At 71.5% G+C, this 15,254-nt stretch carries 26 protein-coding genes; 6 read left to right on the forward strand and 20 right to left on the reverse strand.

From position 1 onward, the window contains the following. Positions 1-105 precede the first annotated feature (105 nt). The 16 genes from FHU30_RS22485 to FHU30_RS22560 all read right to left on the reverse strand — a co-directional run bounded on the left by FHU30_RS22485 (position 106) and on the right by FHU30_RS22560 (position 6,555). Positions 106-378: a hypothetical protein gene (locus FHU30_RS22485; protein ID WP_253878520.1), complete on the reverse strand. Its 273-nt coding sequence runs from the start codon at positions 376-378 to the stop codon at positions 106-108. Beyond that, complete coding sequence (locus FHU30_RS22490) at positions 368-823, reverse strand: hypothetical protein (RefSeq protein ID WP_253878521.1); 456 nt, start codon at positions 821-823, stop codon at positions 368-370. Before FHU30_RS22490 ends, FHU30_RS22485 begins: the two co-directional genes overlap by 11 nt. After that, positions 823-1,617, reverse strand: a complete 795-nt coding sequence (locus FHU30_RS22495; RefSeq protein WP_253878522.1) for an ERF family protein — start codon at positions 1,615-1,617, stop codon at positions 823-825. The genes FHU30_RS22490 and FHU30_RS22495 overlap by 1 nt, the downstream gene beginning before the upstream one ends. Continuing rightward, the gene (locus FHU30_RS22500) at positions 1,598-2,653 is read right to left on the reverse strand and encodes a YqaJ viral recombinase family nuclease (RefSeq protein ID WP_253878523.1); all 1,056 of its coding nucleotides are present in this window, start codon (positions 2,651-2,653) and stop codon (positions 1,598-1,600) included. Before FHU30_RS22500 ends, FHU30_RS22495 begins: the two co-directional genes overlap by 20 nt. Then, a complete protein-coding gene (locus tag FHU30_RS22505) occupies positions 2,650-2,838 on the reverse strand; it encodes a hypothetical protein (RefSeq protein ID WP_253878524.1) in 189 nt (62 codons plus the stop codon). Before FHU30_RS22505 ends, FHU30_RS22500 begins: the two co-directional genes overlap by 4 nt. After that, the gene (locus tag FHU30_RS22510) at positions 2,835-3,029 is read right to left on the reverse strand and encodes a hypothetical protein (protein WP_253878525.1); all 195 of its coding nucleotides are present in this window, start codon (positions 3,027-3,029) and stop codon (positions 2,835-2,837) included. The genes FHU30_RS22505 and FHU30_RS22510 overlap by 4 nt, the downstream gene beginning before the upstream one ends. After that, entirely contained in the window at positions 3,029-3,295 is a 267-nt protein-coding gene (locus FHU30_RS22515; RefSeq protein ID WP_253878526.1) for a hypothetical protein, read from the reverse strand. The genes FHU30_RS22510 and FHU30_RS22515 overlap by 1 nt, the downstream gene beginning before the upstream one ends. Beyond that, positions 3,292-3,726 (reverse strand): hypothetical protein, encoded by a 435-nt coding sequence (locus FHU30_RS22520; RefSeq protein ID WP_253878527.1) that lies wholly within the window; start codon positions 3,724-3,726, stop codon positions 3,292-3,294. The genes FHU30_RS22515 and FHU30_RS22520 overlap by 4 nt, the downstream gene beginning before the upstream one ends. Continuing rightward, the gene (locus tag FHU30_RS22525; protein WP_253878528.1) at positions 3,723-4,007 is read right to left on the reverse strand and encodes a hypothetical protein; all 285 of its coding nucleotides are present in this window, start codon (positions 4,005-4,007) and stop codon (positions 3,723-3,725) included. The genes FHU30_RS22520 and FHU30_RS22525 overlap by 4 nt, the downstream gene beginning before the upstream one ends. Further along, entirely contained in the window at positions 4,004-4,396 is a 393-nt protein-coding gene (locus FHU30_RS22530; RefSeq protein WP_253878529.1) for a DUF6197 family protein, read from the reverse strand. Before FHU30_RS22530 ends, FHU30_RS22525 begins: the two co-directional genes overlap by 4 nt. Further along, entirely contained in the window at positions 4,393-4,725 is a 333-nt protein-coding gene (locus FHU30_RS22535) for a DUF6197 family protein (RefSeq protein ID WP_253878530.1), read from the reverse strand. Before FHU30_RS22535 ends, FHU30_RS22530 begins: the two co-directional genes overlap by 4 nt. Further along, positions 4,722-5,051 (reverse strand): DUF6197 family protein, encoded by a 330-nt coding sequence (locus FHU30_RS22540; RefSeq protein WP_253878531.1) that lies wholly within the window; start codon positions 5,049-5,051, stop codon positions 4,722-4,724. Before FHU30_RS22540 ends, FHU30_RS22535 begins: the two co-directional genes overlap by 4 nt. Next, the gene (locus tag FHU30_RS22545) at positions 5,045-5,389 is read right to left on the reverse strand and encodes a hypothetical protein (RefSeq protein ID WP_253878532.1); all 345 of its coding nucleotides are present in this window, start codon (positions 5,387-5,389) and stop codon (positions 5,045-5,047) included. The genes FHU30_RS22540 and FHU30_RS22545 overlap by 7 nt, the downstream gene beginning before the upstream one ends. Before the next feature lie 74 nt (positions 5,390-5,463). Beyond that, complete coding sequence (locus FHU30_RS22550; protein ID WP_253878533.1) at positions 5,464-6,042, reverse strand: hypothetical protein; 579 nt, start codon at positions 6,040-6,042, stop codon at positions 5,464-5,466. A 25-nt stretch (positions 6,043-6,067) separates the two neighbouring features. Next, positions 6,068-6,286: a helix-turn-helix transcriptional regulator gene (locus tag FHU30_RS22555; protein ID WP_253878534.1), complete on the reverse strand. Its 219-nt coding sequence runs from the start codon at positions 6,284-6,286 to the stop codon at positions 6,068-6,070. Beyond that, the gene (locus FHU30_RS22560; protein ID WP_253878535.1) at positions 6,283-6,555 is read right to left on the reverse strand and encodes a helix-turn-helix transcriptional regulator; all 273 of its coding nucleotides are present in this window, start codon (positions 6,553-6,555) and stop codon (positions 6,283-6,285) included. Before FHU30_RS22560 ends, FHU30_RS22555 begins: the two co-directional genes overlap by 4 nt. A gap of 170 nt (positions 6,556-6,725) precedes the next feature. Here FHU30_RS22560 and FHU30_RS22565 point away from each other — a divergent pair, with 170 nt between their 5' ends. The 3 genes from FHU30_RS22565 (at position 6,726) to FHU30_RS22575 (ending at position 9,129) form a co-directional block, all read left to right on the forward strand. Further along, positions 6,726-7,127 (forward strand): hypothetical protein, encoded by a 402-nt coding sequence (locus FHU30_RS22565; RefSeq protein ID WP_253878536.1) that lies wholly within the window; start codon positions 6,726-6,728, stop codon positions 7,125-7,127. A gap of 365 nt (positions 7,128-7,492) precedes the next feature. Continuing rightward, positions 7,493-7,933, forward strand: a complete 441-nt coding sequence (locus tag FHU30_RS22570; RefSeq protein ID WP_253878537.1) for a hypothetical protein — start codon at positions 7,493-7,495, stop codon at positions 7,931-7,933. An 8-nt stretch (positions 7,934-7,941) separates the two neighbouring features. Next, complete coding sequence (locus FHU30_RS22575) at positions 7,942-9,129, forward strand: tyrosine-type recombinase/integrase (protein WP_253878538.1); 1,188 nt, start codon at positions 7,942-7,944, stop codon at positions 9,127-9,129. Positions 9,130-9,315: 186 nt separating this feature from the next. Here FHU30_RS22575 and FHU30_RS22580 read toward each other — a convergent pair whose 3' ends face one another. Next, entirely contained in the window at positions 9,316-10,848 is a 1,533-nt protein-coding gene (locus FHU30_RS22580; RefSeq protein WP_253878539.1) for a tyrosine-type recombinase/integrase, read from the reverse strand. 32 nt (positions 10,849-10,880) lie between these two features. Further along, positions 10,881-11,099, reverse strand: coding sequence for a helix-turn-helix domain-containing protein (locus FHU30_RS22585; RefSeq protein ID WP_253878540.1), 219 nt, complete (start codon positions 11,097-11,099; stop codon positions 10,881-10,883). Between the two features lie 887 nt (positions 11,100-11,986). Here FHU30_RS22585 and FHU30_RS22590 point away from each other — a divergent pair. Then, the gene (locus FHU30_RS22590) at positions 11,987-12,394 is read left to right on the forward strand and encodes a hypothetical protein (RefSeq protein ID WP_253878541.1); all 408 of its coding nucleotides are present in this window, start codon (positions 11,987-11,989) and stop codon (positions 12,392-12,394) included. A gap of 237 nt (positions 12,395-12,631) precedes the next feature. Here the strand turns inward: FHU30_RS22590 and FHU30_RS22595 are convergent, their stop codons facing one another. After that, entirely contained in the window at positions 12,632-12,919 is a 288-nt protein-coding gene (locus FHU30_RS22595; protein ID WP_253878542.1) for a hypothetical protein, read from the reverse strand. A gap of 540 nt (positions 12,920-13,459) precedes the next feature. On the opposite strand from FHU30_RS22595, the gene FHU30_RS22600 reads away from it, so the two are divergent. Together FHU30_RS22600 and FHU30_RS46245 are read left to right on the forward strand one after the other, a co-directional pair. Next, the gene (locus FHU30_RS22600) at positions 13,460-14,074 is read left to right on the forward strand and encodes a hypothetical protein (protein WP_253878543.1); all 615 of its coding nucleotides are present in this window, start codon (positions 13,460-13,462) and stop codon (positions 14,072-14,074) included. 202 nt (positions 14,075-14,276) lie between these two features. Next, positions 14,277-14,399, forward strand: a complete 123-nt coding sequence (locus tag FHU30_RS46245; protein WP_301323479.1) for a hypothetical protein — start codon at positions 14,277-14,279, stop codon at positions 14,397-14,399. Positions 14,400-14,433: 34 nt separating this feature from the next. Here the strand turns inward: FHU30_RS46245 and FHU30_RS22605 are convergent, their stop codons facing one another. Next, complete coding sequence (locus tag FHU30_RS22605) at positions 14,434-15,246, reverse strand: protein kinase domain-containing protein (protein ID WP_253878544.1); 813 nt, start codon at positions 15,244-15,246, stop codon at positions 14,434-14,436. Positions 15,247-15,254: the final 8 nt, after the last annotated feature.

Genomic DNA, 15,254 nt, shown 5'->3' on the forward strand with positions numbered 1-15,254 from the left:
CCTTCGTGGTGCGGCCGTCGCCGCCGCTCCGGCCGTCATCCGGGGCGGCGGCCCGTAGGTACGGGCGGCGTGGGGCCGAGCACGGGACACCCGGCCCCACGCCGGTCATGAGGCGTCCCGAGGGCCCGGCGGGACGTCCGGCTCGCCCCGGTCGTGCCGCCGGAGCGGCACCAGGTCCGGGACCGGGATGGGACGGCGGGGCAGGCGGCCGAGCACCTGGTCGGCGCGCGCCACCGCCTCGACCGTGCTGGCCGGGTCGTGGATGATCGCGTCGCTGATGGCCAGGGCGATCAGGGCGTGGGCGATGCTGGCGAGCCACTCGCCCTCGTCGGCGCGGAACTCCGCCTCGCGGATGTGGGGCCACGGGTCAGCGCTCACCGATCTTCACCCCCTTCTCCCGCGCGATGATCAGCGCGGACATCTCCAGCAGCGCCCCGGCATGCCGCCCGAACGCGATCTCGTCCTCGGGAGCCGCTGCCAGCAGCGCATCCCACTGCTCCTCGTCGTCGGCGGCGCGCGCGGCGAGCATCCGGCCCGCCCACACCACCTCGGGCCGCGTCACCTCGTCCGGGCCGGTGATGGCTCCGTCGCCGTCCACGGCCTGCCACGAGATCGCGACCGGTGTGCCGGGGACGATCCCGGAGACGTGGATGGCGGTGTCGCACAGCGCCAGCAGCGCCCGATCCACACCGTCGGGCCCGCACTCGTCCCCGACCTGCTGGAGGAGCCGCATCGCGCGGTGCCAGTCGCTCGCCAGGGCGGCGGTCAGGCTCGCGGAGGTGAGCGCCAAGGCGTCGTGCTGGTTGTTCGGCAGCCGGTCCATCAGGCACCGCCCGCCCGCTCGGCACCGACACGGCGGACCAGCGCGCCGATCTCTTCGTCGTCGCCGTGCTCGTTCACGACCTGCGCGGCGGCCATCCGGTGCTGGGACAGCTCGTAGTAGATCTGCCGGAGCCGCTGCACCGACGTCGCCGGGTCCAGGGCCTCGTCCCGGTAGTCCACCGCCGTCCGGACGGGAGCCTCACCGCGCTCGATCTTGACCGCGTCGGTGTCGGGGTCGCCCGTCGGCACCTGCGCGGCGGTCAGCAGCAGCACGCGCTGCGCGACCGACTGAGCCTTCGCGGTGCCCTTGTCGCTGCTGTCCAGGGCCTCGCCCGCCGACTGGAGAAGGTGCGGCAGGCAGTCCCCGCGCGGCCCCATCACCAGCCAGGACACGGTGACCGTGGTCTCCTTGGACGGCTTGTTCTGGGAGGTGCGGACGTCGCGGTAGTGCGCCTCGACCTCGACCGGCAGGACCAGAACGCCGTGCTTACGCAGCACGGGCCCGAAGGCGTTCACGGTCCGGTCGATACCTCGGAAGGAGTACGCGCCGGGGCCGGTGTACTCGTTGCCCTCGCCGCCTTTGCCGATCTTGCGGACGTCGGCCATCACGCGCGACCACGCGACATGCACGGGCACCGGCTCGGGGCCGTCCGGTCCGGGCTCGGGGATGTCCACCTCGGGCAGCGGCGCGGCCGAGGCCGAGATGCCCGAGCCGCCGAGCGGCGGAGTGGCCGCGTCGGAGACCGGCTCACCGCTCGCGAGCCGGGCGGCGTTCTCACGCAGAGACGGAGACATCGATGTCCTCCTCGGTCAGCCGCCGTTCGCGGGCGATCGACAGGCGGCGGTAGGGTGCCTCGGTCACGCAGTCGGCGTACGCGGCGGGGTGCAGCTCGGCGAGCCGGTCGAGATCGACGTTCGAGCGGGTCAGCGGATCGCCGTCGCGGGTGACGGCGTCCAGCGAGTAGGCGGCCACGGTCTGGTCGTAGAGCACGGCGGCCTCGGCGCTGTCCAGCAGCTCCACCAGCCGCGCCTTCGCTCGCGCCTTGGCCTTCTTCGCGCGGCCCTCTGCGAGCCGCTGCGTCTCGTACTCCAGGAGCGCTTCGGTGGCGTCGGCGGCGGCCTGCCCGTCGAGCCGGGCGATGCCGTCGCGGTCGGGGTGCAGCCGGTCGTACAGGTCGAGGACGGCGTCGGGGTCCTCGGCACCGCTCAGCGGCGGCACCCGCCCGGCGAGCACGTGCTCGTGCCAGAACCGATCGACCGCGGTCACGATGTCGGCGATCAAGTCGGTGTGGTCGGCGCGGCGCACGGCGTACTGCCGGAAGTCGTTGCCGCCGATCCGGCACGCGACGTGCACGTGATCCATGCCGGTGACGTGGATCTGCCAGAGCACCTGCGCGAGGACGTCGTCGGGGACCGAGCGCCTCCACTTGCCGGCCAGCCACGCGGACCGGTGCTTGACCTCCAGCGCGCACCGGTCGGGCAGGTGCCGGTCGAGCGGGCACTCGGTGACGAGCCGGTCGAGGGTGCAGCCGCGATGGGTGGCGTCCTTGCGGGCGATGAGGCCGATCCGGCGGACGACGGACCTGTTGCGGCGGGCCCACTCGCGCGCCGTGGTCTCCTCGTCCAGGCTGCCCCACAGGGCCGCCTCGCCCGCGTCCTCCTCCAGGGGCAGCATGCCGCGCTTGTCGTAGTAGACGGCCTGCGGCGTGCCGCGCGGGGCCACGCCGAGGATGGCGGCGACGTCGGAGGAGCCGATCAGCGACCGGCGCTCGGCCAGCCACACGGCGCGGTCCGCCGAGGCGGGGACGATCAGCCGGTACGGGACGCTCATTCGGGGTCCTTGGTCGGGGCGAGTGCGGGGTGGCCGACGGCGATCAGCCCGGAGGCCAGGGCGGCAGCGAGGTAGCGGCAGTGCCCGCGCGACTCGGCGTCGTCCAGGCGGGGCGCGGTCACCGCGAGCGCGGTGACGATCAGCGCGACGTCGGCCGGGGCGAGGCCGTCGATGCGGGCGCTCATCCCTGCCCCCGCTCGCGGCGGCGCTGGGCCCTGGCCTTGCGCCGGTACCGGTCCTTCGCGCGCTTGGCGGCCCGGTCGCTGGTGGCCCCGCCGAGCCGGATCGCGTCGTACTCGGGCCAGCGGTCGGGGTTGAGCGCGATGTCCGGGTCGGCCCCGTAGAGGGCGGTGAAGGCGCGGCAGAAGACGCACATCACGCCTCCCCGCGCTCGGTGTCGCGGCGGGCGGCGGCGCGGTGTGCGGCCTCGGAGCCGAGGGTGACGAGCGCGTAGCCGCACCACCGGCACTCCACCCGCCCGCGCGCCCGGACGGCCCGGGACTGCCGCCGGGTCAGGCGGGCCACCCGGTGGCGGCGCGGGCCCATGCACACCCGGGGCGCGTCGGCGGGCAGCCGCGCCAGGTCCACCAGCGTGAGCACGAGGGCGGCGAGCCGGACGACGGCGCGCGGCAGGGCTGTCACAGGACCACCACCCCGATCCGGCGCAGCGTCAGCACGACCGCCTCCAGCACCGCCGACACATACCGGCCGGTCTCGCCGTCCGGGATCGCGGCGGCCAGCGCGTTCCACTGCTCCAGGTCGCGGGCGGCGCGCGCGGCGAGCATCCGGCCCGCCCACACCACCTCGGGCCGCCAGCGCGGCTCGCCCGCGAACCCGATGTGGCCGCTGTCGGCGTCGCGGAAGACGAGCGCGACCTGCTGGCCGGGCGGCAGGCCCATCGCCTCCAGGAGCGTGTCGGCCCAGCTCAGCATCGCGGTCACGACCCCGGCTGCTCCGTGTTCGGTGACGAGCCGCTCGGTCGCCGCCCGTGCCCGACCGGTGTCGTACTCGATGGCCGCGATCAAGGTCTCGGCGGCCAGTTCGTGCACGCGGTCGAGTTCCGGGCGGTTCATGAGGCACCGTCCCTCGGCAGCGGCTCGGCGGAGATCATGCCGAGTGCCTGGTCGAGGGTCAGGCCCAGCTCGCCCGCCTGCTGCGTCGCGAGCATCCGGTCGGCCGAGTCCCGCAGCTGCCCGGCGGCGACCCGGTCGGCCAGCACCATCGCCGTGACCGCGCGGCGGTGCTCCATCGGCCCGCGCGGCAGCCACGACACGATCCAGCGGCCCCGGTAGCGGCGCGCCATGTGGCGGGAGGTGTCGGACGACAGCCACGCCTCTTCAATACGGACGGTCATGCCCCGGCCCCCCGCGCGTCTTCGGCCTCGGCCGCGCAGCGCAGCGCCGCCGTGACCTCCTCCTGGGTGCGGTCCGGGTGGTCGTTCCAGCCCTGCCCGACGACGTCCAGCAGGTCGCCGTCCAGGTCCAGGCTCAGCCAGTCGGCCAGCGCCACCGCGGCGACGTAGGCCGGGTCCGTCGGCACGTCCTCCCAGTCGTAGAAGCTTGTGCTGAAGTCGGTCCTGTTCCCGGCTCCGATGTTGATCGCGGCGAGCACGCACACCGGGCAGGTGTCGCGGGTCCACCCGGCGGCCTTCCGCTCCAGCGGGTCGGGGAACCAGGTGCCCTGGTGCCAGCCGCGCGTCTCGATCACCTCGGCGGCGCGCAGCAGGATCTCGGAGGTTCTCACCGGCCCGCCTCCCGTTCGGTCGCGGCGGTCTCGCGCAGCGCGGCGAGCACGTCCTCTTCGGTGCGCGCGTCGGAGTCGTTCCAGTTGAGGAGCCTGGAGTCCACGGCGTCGTCGCCGTCCAGGTCCAGGTGCCGGGCCAGAGCCTCCAGCGGCGCGTCCGATCCAAAGCGCTTCGGCGTCCCGGTCTCCGCACAGTTGAGCGCGCCGATGAGGCAGCAGGGACGGCGGTCCAGCGGCTCCGACATCCCCGGCGAGTACAGGAAGCCCTTGATCCACCCGTACTTGCTCAGGTGGTCGGCAGCCCGGTCGAGAATCGTCGAGGTCTTCACCGGCCCTCCCCCCGCTCTTCCTCAGCGGTCTCGCGGAGGGCGGCGAGCACCTCGGCCATGGTCCGATAGGCGTCGTCGTTCCACCCGGCCAGCGAGAAGGCCGAGAAGTCCCCGGCGAGCACCAGGTGCCGGACGAGCGCCTCGCGCGGCGCGCCCGAGCCGTCGGCGAGCGGGTTGCCGGTCTCGGCGACGTTCAGCGCGCCGACCAGGCAGCACGCGCGCCGCTCGATCGGCCCGCGCGCCCACAGCTCGTAGTGGTGGTTCTGGATCCAGCCGTAGGTCTCCAGGTGCTCGGCGGCCTTGTCGAGGATCTGCGAGGTCAGCACGGAGCCACCTCGCTCTCGACCAGCACCGTCGCCGCGCGGAGCAGGTCGGCGAGACCGGTGCGGCCGGTCAGGTCCATCAGCGGGATCAGGATGGGCAGGTCCCCGGCGGACGCCTCGGTGATCCCGTTGCCGAACAGCGGGCTGCCCAGCAGGTCCAGGATCAGCAGCAGCACGCAGGTCGCCGCGCCGGACGGGGCGCGGGTCAGCCGGACCGAGACACCGTGGGCCTCACCGACCTTGATGTGGTGGCAGGTCGTGTACCGGTGGTCGGCGGTGCACCAGGTCGGGCACGTCTCGCGGGTCGCGGGCTCCTGCGGCGGGGCCGTACTCTGGGTCACGTCCTTCTCCTTTTCTGAAGGCTTCGGAAGGGCTTGGGCTCGTCGGCCGTGCTGGGCCGACGGGCCCGTTTGCGTCAGGAGTCCTCGCCGAACTTGCCGAGGAAGTCGTCGTCGTCGGGGAGGGCGCTCAGCGGCCACGAGGCGGCCAGCGCGACGGGGTAGTAGCCAGCGGTGAGGTTCGTGTGCTTGGCGGTACCGCGACCGGCGAACCTGCCGCGCGAGTGCGAGTGGTCCTGGAAGCCCCGGTAGACCTCGAAGGTCTCGGCGTCCAGGTCGATGACGTAGCCCCACTCGGCGAACAGGCTGTCCAGCGGGAACTCGGAGGCGTCCTCGATCACCCCGGCGTCGAGGATCGCGTGCGGGTCGCCCTGCGTCTCGCGCAGCAGGACGTACCAGTCGTCCAGGCGGCGGCTGGAGACGCCGGTGTCGGCGTACCTGGCCAGCCGCTCGATGTCCTCGGCGGTCGGCTTCTCGTCCGGACCGACCACGCGCAGGGCCGTCACCCGCTCGCGGACGGCGTCCAGGCTGTCGCGCGCGGCGCGCAGCCAGCCGAGGACCTGGATGCCCACGCCGCCGGGGTAGCTGTCGCTGTGGTTGTAGGTGGTCTTCTCGACGCCATCGGCGGCGAAGGTGATGAAGCCTCGGGTGCCCACGTCAGGGCTCCTTGCGATTGGAGGGTCAGGCGGACTTCTTGCGCGCCGACCGGGTGCGGGCGGCGATGAACTTCTCGATGGCGTCGTCGGATACGCGGGTCTTGGGGGCGCGGGCCCCGGTGGGTGCCGCGTCGGTCGCGGCGAGGTCACCAGCGGCGATCAGGCGGTACACGGTGGCTCGCGAGACGCCGAGGATCGTCGCGGTCTCGCTGATGAGGTGCAGGCGCGGACGCGGGCTGCTCACGCCGACCGCTCCCCCGGCTCGTCGTGCGACTCCAGCAGCGCCCGGAGGTCCTCGGCTTGGTAGATGTCCACCGGCTGGAGCTTGAGCGCGCGGGCCCAGGCGGCGCGGAGCCGGGTGCTGGGCTTTCTGCGTCCCACCTCAAGGTTCGACAGGGACGCCTTGGTGGTCCTGCCCCCCTCTATGACGATCCGGTCGGCGAGTTGTTCGAGCGTGAGGCCGTGCGCTTCACGGAGGGCCCGGAGCGTCACCATCGGCGGGGTTCGCTTCATGAATGCAAACTTACGTCAACTAGCGTCGCCTTGCCTAGAGCCAGACGGCGTTAGTTTGCGCCAAGTTCCTTACTAGATGGCGTTAGTTGCCTTCCATGGCTTTCTGACCTGCCGATACGTTGCCGAGTGTTGTCTGGCGTTGTCGCCTCGGATAGGCCACGATGGGGGCCATGGCCGACCAGGAGACCGCGCGTGAGCGACTTGCGCGGCTGATGGACGAGCGCCGCTCCGAACTCCGACGCACCTGGGCCGAAGTCGCCAACGAGGCGGGGATCACCCGCCAGGGACTGAGCCGCCTGCGCGCGGGGACCGGACTGATCCGGTCCACCACCAAGCGCGGGCTGGAGGACGCCCTGCGCTGGCAGCCTCGGTCGATCGACCGCATCCTGGCCGGCGGCTACCCCGACCCGATCCCGGAGGGCGCGAGCGAGGACGAGTTCACCCGCCTGGACCGGATGTACGAGGCGTGGCGGCGGTCGGTGGACGCCGAGGACGACCAGGACCGCACTCGCGGCCATGTGCTGCGGGAGCTGCTGGAGTCCTGGGGCGACCGCGACCGGGACACCGGATGACAGGTCAGGGGGTGGAAACTTTCCGCGCCAACTGTTGGCGTTAGATTCTTTGCCCCGATTCGGACACGTCGAAAGCCGCCGAGGTAGCCGTCAGGTAAGCGGCACATGAGAAGGATCTTGACTGCTGTCGCATCGCCTACCAGGCGAAACTCCCGCCGAGCCCCGGGATTTCAGATACCGAGGAGACTTAGGGGTTACGAGGGCATGACGCACCGACACATAATCGGGTTCCCGCTTCCGATCCCGTCGCGGATCGGGCCGCCCCACAACCACATCGGGTTAGCGCTCTCTCAACGCCGAGACCTCGCGTTCAGCTCCCTGCCCAGAGAGCCTCCCGGATCACGGACAAACAGGGAGCCCCACCCGTGTCCCCCCACGACCAGACCGCGCATGGCCAGGACCCGAACTCCGGCCAGCCGCCCTACGACCACCCCCATCCCGACCCCATGACCCAGCTCGGCGTGAAGCTCCACATCGCCGTGGTCGTCACCGTCCTCGCCGTCCTTCTCGCCCTGACCGTCCTGGCGCTGTCGGGCGGCGAGGACCCGTGGCTGACCGTCGCCCTCGCCTGCTTCCTCGGCGCGGCGGTCGGCGGCGCATACGCCGGGACGCTCGACGCCACCCGGTCGGTGCTGTGCCTGGCGACCCGCCAGCACGCCGACACCCTGCGACTCCTGGGGACCACCCGCGAGGCGATCGAGTCGCTCCTGGACCGCGTCGAGCTGCTGGAGGACCGCCAGCGCTCCACCGCCGGCAAGCTCGCCGACGTCCTCTCCGATCAGCTCCGGCAGCGCCGGACGGGATAGGAGGCCCGATGGCCTCGTACAGGAAACTCCCCAGCGGCCTGTGGCAGGCCACCGTCTACATGCCCAACGGCCGCCGCACGACCGAGACCGACAAGCTCAAATCCGTCGTCAAGGAATGGGCCGGGGACCTCGAAATGCGGTACAAGCGCGGCGAGCAGTTCGACCCCCGCGCGGGGCGGATCACGGTGAAGGAGTGGCGCGAGCGGGTGGTGGCCTCGCGGCACCTGGAGGCGCCGACCATCCGCAAGCACGCGTCGATCTGGCGGACGCACTGCGAGGAGGAGTGGGCGGACTGGCCGATGAACGCGGTCGCCCGCCAGGAGGCGCAGGAGTGGGTGAACCGGCTCCGGTCCACCAGGCGTGCGCGGCACAAGGGCCGCGCCACGGGCGACGCCGACGCGGACGTGCCGTTCCTCTCCGCGGCGACCGTGCACGAGGCGGTGTTCCTGATGACCAGCCTGTACAAGGCTGGCATGAACGCCCACCCGCCGATCATCACGCGGAACCCGTTCGCGGCACTGGACCTGCCGAGGATCGAGCCGCAGCCGGTCCAGTTCTACGAGCGGGAGGAGGCGCGGGCCCTCTACGAGGCGGCCGGGAGATCCAGCCGCCGGGCGCGGCTGCTGATCGAGCTGGGCATGGACGTGGGCCTGCGGCCGGGCGAGATCTACGGCCTGCACACCGACCGGATGGACTGGAAGCGCAACCTGATCGAGGTCACCCGCGTGATGACCCGTGACGGGCTGCGCGAGTACCCCAAGTCCAGGATGAGTCACCGGACCGTCCCGGCGCGCAAGGAGCTGATGGAGCAGATCGCCAAGGAACTGGGCGCGGGCCGCAAGTGGGCGGGCGCGTGCACCTGCCGGAAGGTGCTGCCGGACGGGACCACGCTGCCCGGGAAGGGCCCGTGCAAGGGGCTGGTGTTCCCCGCGCCCGGCGGCGGCCCGATCGACGACGGGAACTTCCGGGACCGCGTCTGGAACCCGGCGGTGGCGGCGGCCGGAATCCGCCGCTTCCCCCCGAAGATCATGCGGCATACGGCGGCGTCGCACCTGGTGCAGGACGGCGTTCCGCTGTACGAGGTGCAGCACCTTCTGGGGCACGAGTCGCCCGCGACGACGCAGAAGTACGCGCACCTCGCGCCGGACGCACATGAGAAGATCCGGGACTCGTGGAAGCGCCGGGAAGGCTCATGATCGTGCGTGCGTCGTGCGTGATCGCGATGGAACACGCTGAGACGCGCTGAGACACTCTGAGACGGAATCGGCAGGTCAGGCCGAAGGTGGCCGCGCTGACCTGGGGCTCCTTGATCCTTCACACCGAAGAGGTCACTGGTTCGAACCCAGTATCGCCCACCCCGTTCTTCCTGGTCAGAGCCCAGATCATTTCCGAATGGTCTGGGCTTGACGCTTTTCGGGGCCGTTTTGGGAGACGATTGGGAGATCGTCTTCTCCCGCTTCGCCAGGAGCCGGTCCAGCAGCGGCACCAGGGAGCGCCGCGACAGCGCGGCGCGCTGGTCCAGGGCCTGCTTCCAGCGGCGTTCCAGCGCCTTGCGTAGCCGGGCGCGCATCTGCCGGGAGATGTGGGTGTACAGGTCCTGGATGCCGCCGAGTTCGTGCCCCATCCGCTCGGCCGACAGCACCCGGGCGATCTCGTCCTCGGCCATCCAGGTCTGGTGCGCGTGCCGCAGCCCGTGCGGCACCAGTCCGGTAGCCACGACACCAGCGCCAGCCCGACTCGGCGTAGCGGACCACGCCGCGGCCTTCGGGCGGTGCGAAGGGCCGTCCCGGTTCGGCATACGTCCAGGCCGGGGTGAGCGGAGCGCCGGGCCAGCCGGTGGTGGCATCGGCCAGTACCGGTCGGGCCGGCCAGGGCCGCTTGCCGGCCTGCCCGGGGTAGGTCCCGTCGGCTGCCGGATGCCAGTAGCGGCGCGCGAAGTTGGACCGGCGCGGATGCCGTCCCTCTCGGGTCAGGAACAGGTAGCGGCCGTTGCCGGGACTGTCCCCCAGGCACGCCCGCGGCCGGCCCGGGCAGCTGCAGCGCCGCCCCGCGGTGGCGGCCAGGTGCGCGGTCAGCAGGCGCTCCAGGAACGGCGGCAGGTCCACCAGTCGGCTGCTGTCGTCCTTGGGCGGGACGCGCAGGAACCGTCCGGCCAGCTCGCGCAGCTGCCAGTCCAGCCGAATGCCCCCCTCCTCCAGGTCGGCCTCCTCCAGCCCGATCGCCTCGCCCCAGCGCATCCCGGTCCAGGCGATGGTGACCACCAGCAGGAACTCCTCATCCCGCCCCGACATCAGCGCGCACCGCTCGGCCACCAGCAGCGCCTGCAGCGGGGTGCACCACTGGCGCTTCACCGAGCGGGCCCGCGCGCGCCGCCGGGTCCGCACCCGGCCGCGACCGCGTCCCTTGGCCGCGGGATTGGCGATGATGAGGTCGGCATCCAGGGCGTCCCCCAGGATCGTGCGCAGCAGCGAGCGCGCATCGCCGGCGGTGCGCGCGGCGTAGGGCCGGCCGCCCCGCTTGGGGGTCCACCGGATCCCCAACTCCCAGCGCGCGATCTCCTCGCGCGTCTGCTGCGCGGCCTCCTTTCCTCCCGCCATCGACGCCAGCGTGCGCTCCCCGAACGCGGGCAGGATGTGGTGGTCGAGCAGGTACCGGTTGCGCGCCAGGGTGGTGTCTTCGACGTCCTGGACCGTCCACCACCGCTCGGTGAACGCCTTCAGAGTGACCTCCCCCCAGCGCGGGTCGCGCCATGTCCCGGCCCGCACCGCGGCCTCCTGGTCCTCGCCCCACTCCTCAGCGGCGGTCTTGGTCAGGAACGGCAGCCCGGCATCGTCGGTGCTCGCCGATCCCCAGCTCCGGTCGGGTCGCCTGAAGCGGGCGCGCCAACACTTCCCGCGTTTTTCGGCGTAGGCCATCTTGTCTCCCTGGCGGTTCAGACGGGGATGGGTCAGTGCCGCCGACGCGGCGACCGGACGCGCGCCGCGCCGCGAGGGGCTCGCTTCCCCGAGGCCACGATGGCGGCGAGGTCGGCTTCGCTGAAGCGCAGGTGCTTGCCCACAAAGGTGCAGGGGATCAGCCGGGCGCCGGCCTTCTTCCGCAACCAGGACTCCGGCACCTGCAGCAGTTCGGCCGCCGCGGCCGGGGTGTACAAGCGCAGCGCGGTCATCGCCGCCACCGAGACCCCGCACTCGTCAGAGCCCCCAGCCGTGACCAGCGACGATACGCCTCGTCCAGCCAGGACACCGACGAATCGGCTGAACCTGCCTGGTCCGCATCGGCCCGCTTCGCTCTTTCCATAGGTGCCTCCAGAGCCCACGGCGCTTCCCAGCCAAGCGCAGGCACCCCACAGCCACCCAACACGTCCCCCAACCGCGCGCGATAGGCCGAACCGACGGCCTGCTCAGCAAGGTCGGCCTCACCAGCATCCACATGCACGTGGTCAGCCTGGATCTGTGAGGCGGCCTTCTCCGGCATCCGCCCCCGCGAGGCTTCCAACAGCCACCCCACGCGCCTGGATGGAGGGAGCGTCACCTCGCTACTGCCGAGTGCTGAGATCGCTGCGTCGGTCCGGGGACAGGCACGTCCAGCCGCCAGGGCCCGCACCTTGACACAGTAAGGTGACGGCCTGACCTGCCGGGCTCGGCTGCAGACGCAGTGGCCCACACACGCTCTGACAGACGTCCAACGGCGCCAACATCCGGTGAATCCGGTCACGAGGGTCTTCTGGGTCCATCGAGCACCTCTGTGCTCAGGGCGGCGGCGTTGCCTGGCGGGATGAAGGGCGTGCTGGGCTCGCCCCTTCCGGGCGCCGCCAACGCCCGGAGCGCGGGGCCCCGAGAACGAGGTTCTCGTGTGCCGCGCACCGCCCGTGGCCTGATCGAGCCAGTTCGCCCCTCGCCCGTAGTCATGGAAGTTCCGAGCGAGCACCGTAGCGAGTGGGCTCAGGCGCCCAACAGCGCTCCCGCAGGCATCGTGAGCCGCCGATTCTCGCCAGTCCACTGTGATGGGCGCGTCCAAAGAAGGCACTCCACAAGAGAAGAAGAGGGATCGTCGATGAAACGCATCATCGCCGCACTGGCGGCAGCGACGTCGACCGCTGCCACGCTCCTAGCCGGTGGCGCGACCGCACCCCAAGCCAACGCCGCCGACCACCACGCCCAGCCCAACCTCGCCACGACCGTCCGTGCGGGCGGCGAGGATAAGTTCGGCTGCCCGTTGGGCGATGTGTGCTTCATTTCGGCGTACGAGCCGTGGGACGTCACCAACTCCTGGTACCGCTATGGCGTCTACAACCTGTCCGGCATTTACGGCGAGTACGGCGTGGACAACAACCAGACTGGTGGCGCGCACGTCGATCTGTGCATCCAGTACAACGGCGGCGAGTGCTATCCCGGGCCTGCCGCCGGCTCCTACTGGTGGGGTGACTTGACGCCGGTGAACTCGATCCGGCTTCGTCCGTAATGCGCTTGCGCCGTCTCGCCCAGCTCCTCGACCGCTCCAGCGCACATAGCCGACGGCCTCAGCTGGCAATCCACTGAAACCGTGCCGGTCCGATGGGAGGGTCGGAGCTTTCTATGCTTTGCGCGCGTGAACCGGGCCAACAGGCGCAACCGACGCGGACGGCCGGCTTCAAGGAAGACGCTCAACACACATAGCCGCTGTCCTGCGGCCGCCGCGCCCTACGGCAGGGAGGTCAGCTCAGGGACATGGACTGACTTGATGGCAGATGTAGACCGGGTTGTTGTTGGCGTCGCCCAGGATGAGGCTCTGCGGGTCGTTGGCCGCGGCCAGGTGGAGGTTGCCATCGCCGCCGGAGATGAAGGGCCCGTCCTGCATCACGTTGCCGCTGTTGTCGCAGCGGAACTCGCGGCCCATGGCGGCCAGGTTGATGTTGCCCTCGGCATGGGCGGTGGCATCCAGGATGGCATTGTGGGTACGCTCGGCCATCGCGGTCTTCCGGACCGCCCCCACCCGCACAGCGAGCATCGAAACAAGCCTGGGCCGGAGAGCTGCAGACAGACTCCTTGGGAGATCGGCCTCCCGAACCGTAAGAGATCCACCGCAACATCCCAAAAGGCATCTCCACTCCATCGCTCCTGCGGGCACCGCGCGGCACTGGCTGCGGCGGATGGGTTGGCCGCAGCCGCCTTGGCCGCCGCGTCCCGAACGGCAGGCGCCTGCGACCCACCGCGCTACATCAGCTCCGCCCGGTGCAGAAAGGTGGGCCCGGGCGGCAGGCACGGCGGGACGTACGTCAGTTAGTCCTCGTGGTGACGTCCACGTCGATCTCCAAGGGATGAAGATCCCAAACTCCAAGATGCTTCCCCTACCGGCGGCGGCCTGCCCTCGGCGGCCGAGCCGACCGTTTTTTTCCGCAGAGCCATCCAACAGCGGCTCAACGGCGGCATAACGGCACGCCAGCGCAGAGGCCCTTGACGGGCGATGTGGGTTGGGAGCGTGACGGTGAGAGGTCGTGGGCGGTGGGCGTGTTGGGGCGCTGTTGGGTGGGCCTGGCTTCATCGAGGCATGCGTGGTTTCGAGGACGAACGAGTCTTGGGCCGGCACCGGGTCGGTGAGGTGGCTGGGTGCGGGGCGCTGGATCTGATCGCGGCGGCGTTCGCGGTGTTGGCCGGATCGGAGCGGGCGCCGGTGCTGCCGGGTGTGGCTGAGTCGGCGTTGCTGGTGCAGCCGCTGTCGTTGGATCAGGTGCGGCGGGAGTTGCTGGATCCGGTGCGGCGGGAGTTGCTGGATCCGGTGGTGGGGTGCTTGGTGCGCGAGAGGATCTGGCGCGAGCTGGCGCTGCAGGTCCGGTCGGGCGACCCGGTGTGGCTGGTGGGGGCGTTGGGGGTGGCCGAGCCGCGGCTGCGGCGGATCGCCGCGCACCTGGTCGACGGCATCGACGCTGGGGGTTTGCGGGCGCAAGTGGAGCCCGCAGTAGTGACTGGGCTGGTCTCCGGGTTGCGGCTGACGGATCTGGAACGGCGGCACCTGGAGGCGCGACTGTTGTGGTCGGCGCACCGGGCAGGGGCGTCGCGGTTGTGCAGCGCGCTCGGCGGCGAGCCGGGGGCGGCTGAGGTGATGGTGCGGGTGTTTCGGCGGCTGGTCCCCGAGGAGACCTCGGTGGCGCCGTTGCTGGAGTGAGCAGGGCTTTTCAAGGGCTAGGCCGCGGGGTCGTCGGCGCCATCGCGTCCGGGTCTTCTTCGCCCTCCCACCACCGGAGGAGGCCCGGGGCCCCGCGGCCCGCTGGAAGGCAGCGCGATGTCGGCCCGGAAGGAGACGTGGCCATGCGGATGCTGAAGGCGGTGGCGCCGCTGGTGGTGCTGTTGCAGAAGGTCGTGGGGCAATGACCTCTTATCGGGACGGGTCTTGCGCGGTCAGCGGCCTGGTCGCCATCGTGCTGATGGCGGGCGTGGTCGTCCTCGGTGCCGCAGCTCCTGTCGCCGCGGCGGTTGCCGCCGCCGACTGATCGCTGCCGGTGGGTGGGCGGCCACGTGACTGGACTATGAAGCCAGTGAGGCCGCAATCTCTTTGGCGGTCGGCCGGTCGGCGGGGTCGGCGGCCAGGCAGGCCGTGATGATCTCCTCGAGAACGCGGAACGGCCAGGATCGGGCGGTGGCCGGGGCGCGGTGGAGGGCGGCGATGTTGGCCAGTTGCCCAGGGCGGCCGGTGGCGGAGTCGGTGTAGGTGATCGGTGGGGTTCGGGTCCAGGACCACCACAGGGAGGCTCCCAGGGACCAGATGTCGGCCTGCGGGGTGGCGGTGATGTGCTCCTCGGATGCCAGGATCGCTGCGGCGATCTCGGGGGCGGTGGTGTGGGCCAGGCCGCCGCGGTGCACATAGGGCGGGACGGCCACCGCCGGGTGCTGCGCGCAGGCTAGGTCGATCAGGTGCGTGCGGTCGCCTTCGAACAGGACATGATCGGGCTGGAGGTCGCCGTGGGCCCATCCGGCGGCGTGCAGCTCGGCGAGCGCGACGGCCGCATCGCGGGTGCAGGCGAGGGCATGGCTGCGGGTGGCCTGGCTGTCGCTGCGGTGTGCCGGTTCCAGGGCGCACCACAGGGTGGCGCCGTCGATCCAGCGCAGCAGCAGCCACGACCGGTCGCCGTCGGGGCCGTGGTCGTCGCCGTCCCAGCCGTGGTCGCGGTAGAACTCGGTGCCCAGCAGCTTGAGGATCTCGCCTTCACGAGCCGCCATCAGCCCATCGGTGATCTTCAGGGCGAGGTCGCCGATCCGGTAGACGGTGGTGCCGCGCCGGTCGTGCAGGAGCTTGGCCTGGTCGGTGTCGAGCCCGAGGTGGGTGATGAGGCGGTCCACGCTTGAGC

It is taken from the genome of Actinomadura rupiterrae (genome assembly GCF_024172125.1).
GTDB classification, from domain to species: Bacteria; Actinomycetota; Actinomycetes; order Streptosporangiales; family Streptosporangiaceae; genus Spirillospora; species Spirillospora rupiterrae.

Coding starts and splice junctions, on each gene's coding strand:
- FHU30_RS22600 (WP_253878543.1), top strand. CDS start 13,460: ATGCGTGGTTTCGAGGACGAACGAGTCTTGGGCCGGCACCGGGTCGGT.
- FHU30_RS22575 (WP_253878538.1), top strand. CDS start 7,942: ATGGCCTCGTACAGGAAACTCCCCAGCGGCCTGTGGCAGGCCACCGTC.
- FHU30_RS22510 (WP_253878525.1), bottom strand. CDS start 3,029: ATGTGCGTCTTCTGCCGCGCCTTCACCGCCCTCTACGGGGCCGACCCG.
- FHU30_RS46245 (WP_301323479.1), top strand. CDS start 14,277: ATGACCTCTTATCGGGACGGGTCTTGCGCGGTCAGCGGCCTGGTCGCC.
- FHU30_RS22505 (WP_253878524.1), bottom strand. CDS start 2,838: ATGAGCGCCCGCATCGACGGCCTCGCCCCGGCCGACGTCGCGCTGATC.
- FHU30_RS22595 (WP_253878542.1), bottom strand. CDS start 12,919: ATGCTCGCTGTGCGGGTGGGGGCGGTCCGGAAGACCGCGATGGCCGAG.
- FHU30_RS22490 (WP_253878521.1), bottom strand. CDS start 823: ATGGACCGGCTGCCGAACAACCAGCACGACGCCTTGGCGCTCACCTCC.
- FHU30_RS22500 (WP_253878523.1), bottom strand. CDS start 2,653: ATGAGCGTCCCGTACCGGCTGATCGTCCCCGCCTCGGCGGACCGCGCC.
- FHU30_RS22520 (WP_253878527.1), bottom strand. CDS start 3,726: ATGAACCGCCCGGAACTCGACCGCGTGCACGAACTGGCCGCCGAGACC.
- FHU30_RS22580 (WP_253878539.1), bottom strand. CDS start 10,848: ATGGCCTACGCCGAAAAACGCGGGAAGTGTTGGCGCGCCCGCTTCAGG.
- FHU30_RS22585 (WP_253878540.1), bottom strand. CDS start 11,099: ATGACCGCGCTGCGCTTGTACACCCCGGCCGCGGCGGCCGAACTGCTG.
- FHU30_RS22565 (WP_253878536.1), top strand. CDS start 6,726: ATGGCCGACCAGGAGACCGCGCGTGAGCGACTTGCGCGGCTGATGGAC.
- FHU30_RS22560 (WP_253878535.1), bottom strand. CDS start 6,555: ATGAAGCGAACCCCGCCGATGGTGACGCTCCGGGCCCTCCGTGAAGCG.
- FHU30_RS22525 (WP_253878528.1), bottom strand. CDS start 4,007: ATGACCGTCCGTATTGAAGAGGCGTGGCTGTCGTCCGACACCTCCCGC.
- FHU30_RS22495 (WP_253878522.1), bottom strand. CDS start 1,617: ATGTCTCCGTCTCTGCGTGAGAACGCCGCCCGGCTCGCGAGCGGTGAG.
- FHU30_RS22590 (WP_253878541.1), top strand. CDS start 11,987: ATGAAACGCATCATCGCCGCACTGGCGGCAGCGACGTCGACCGCTGCC.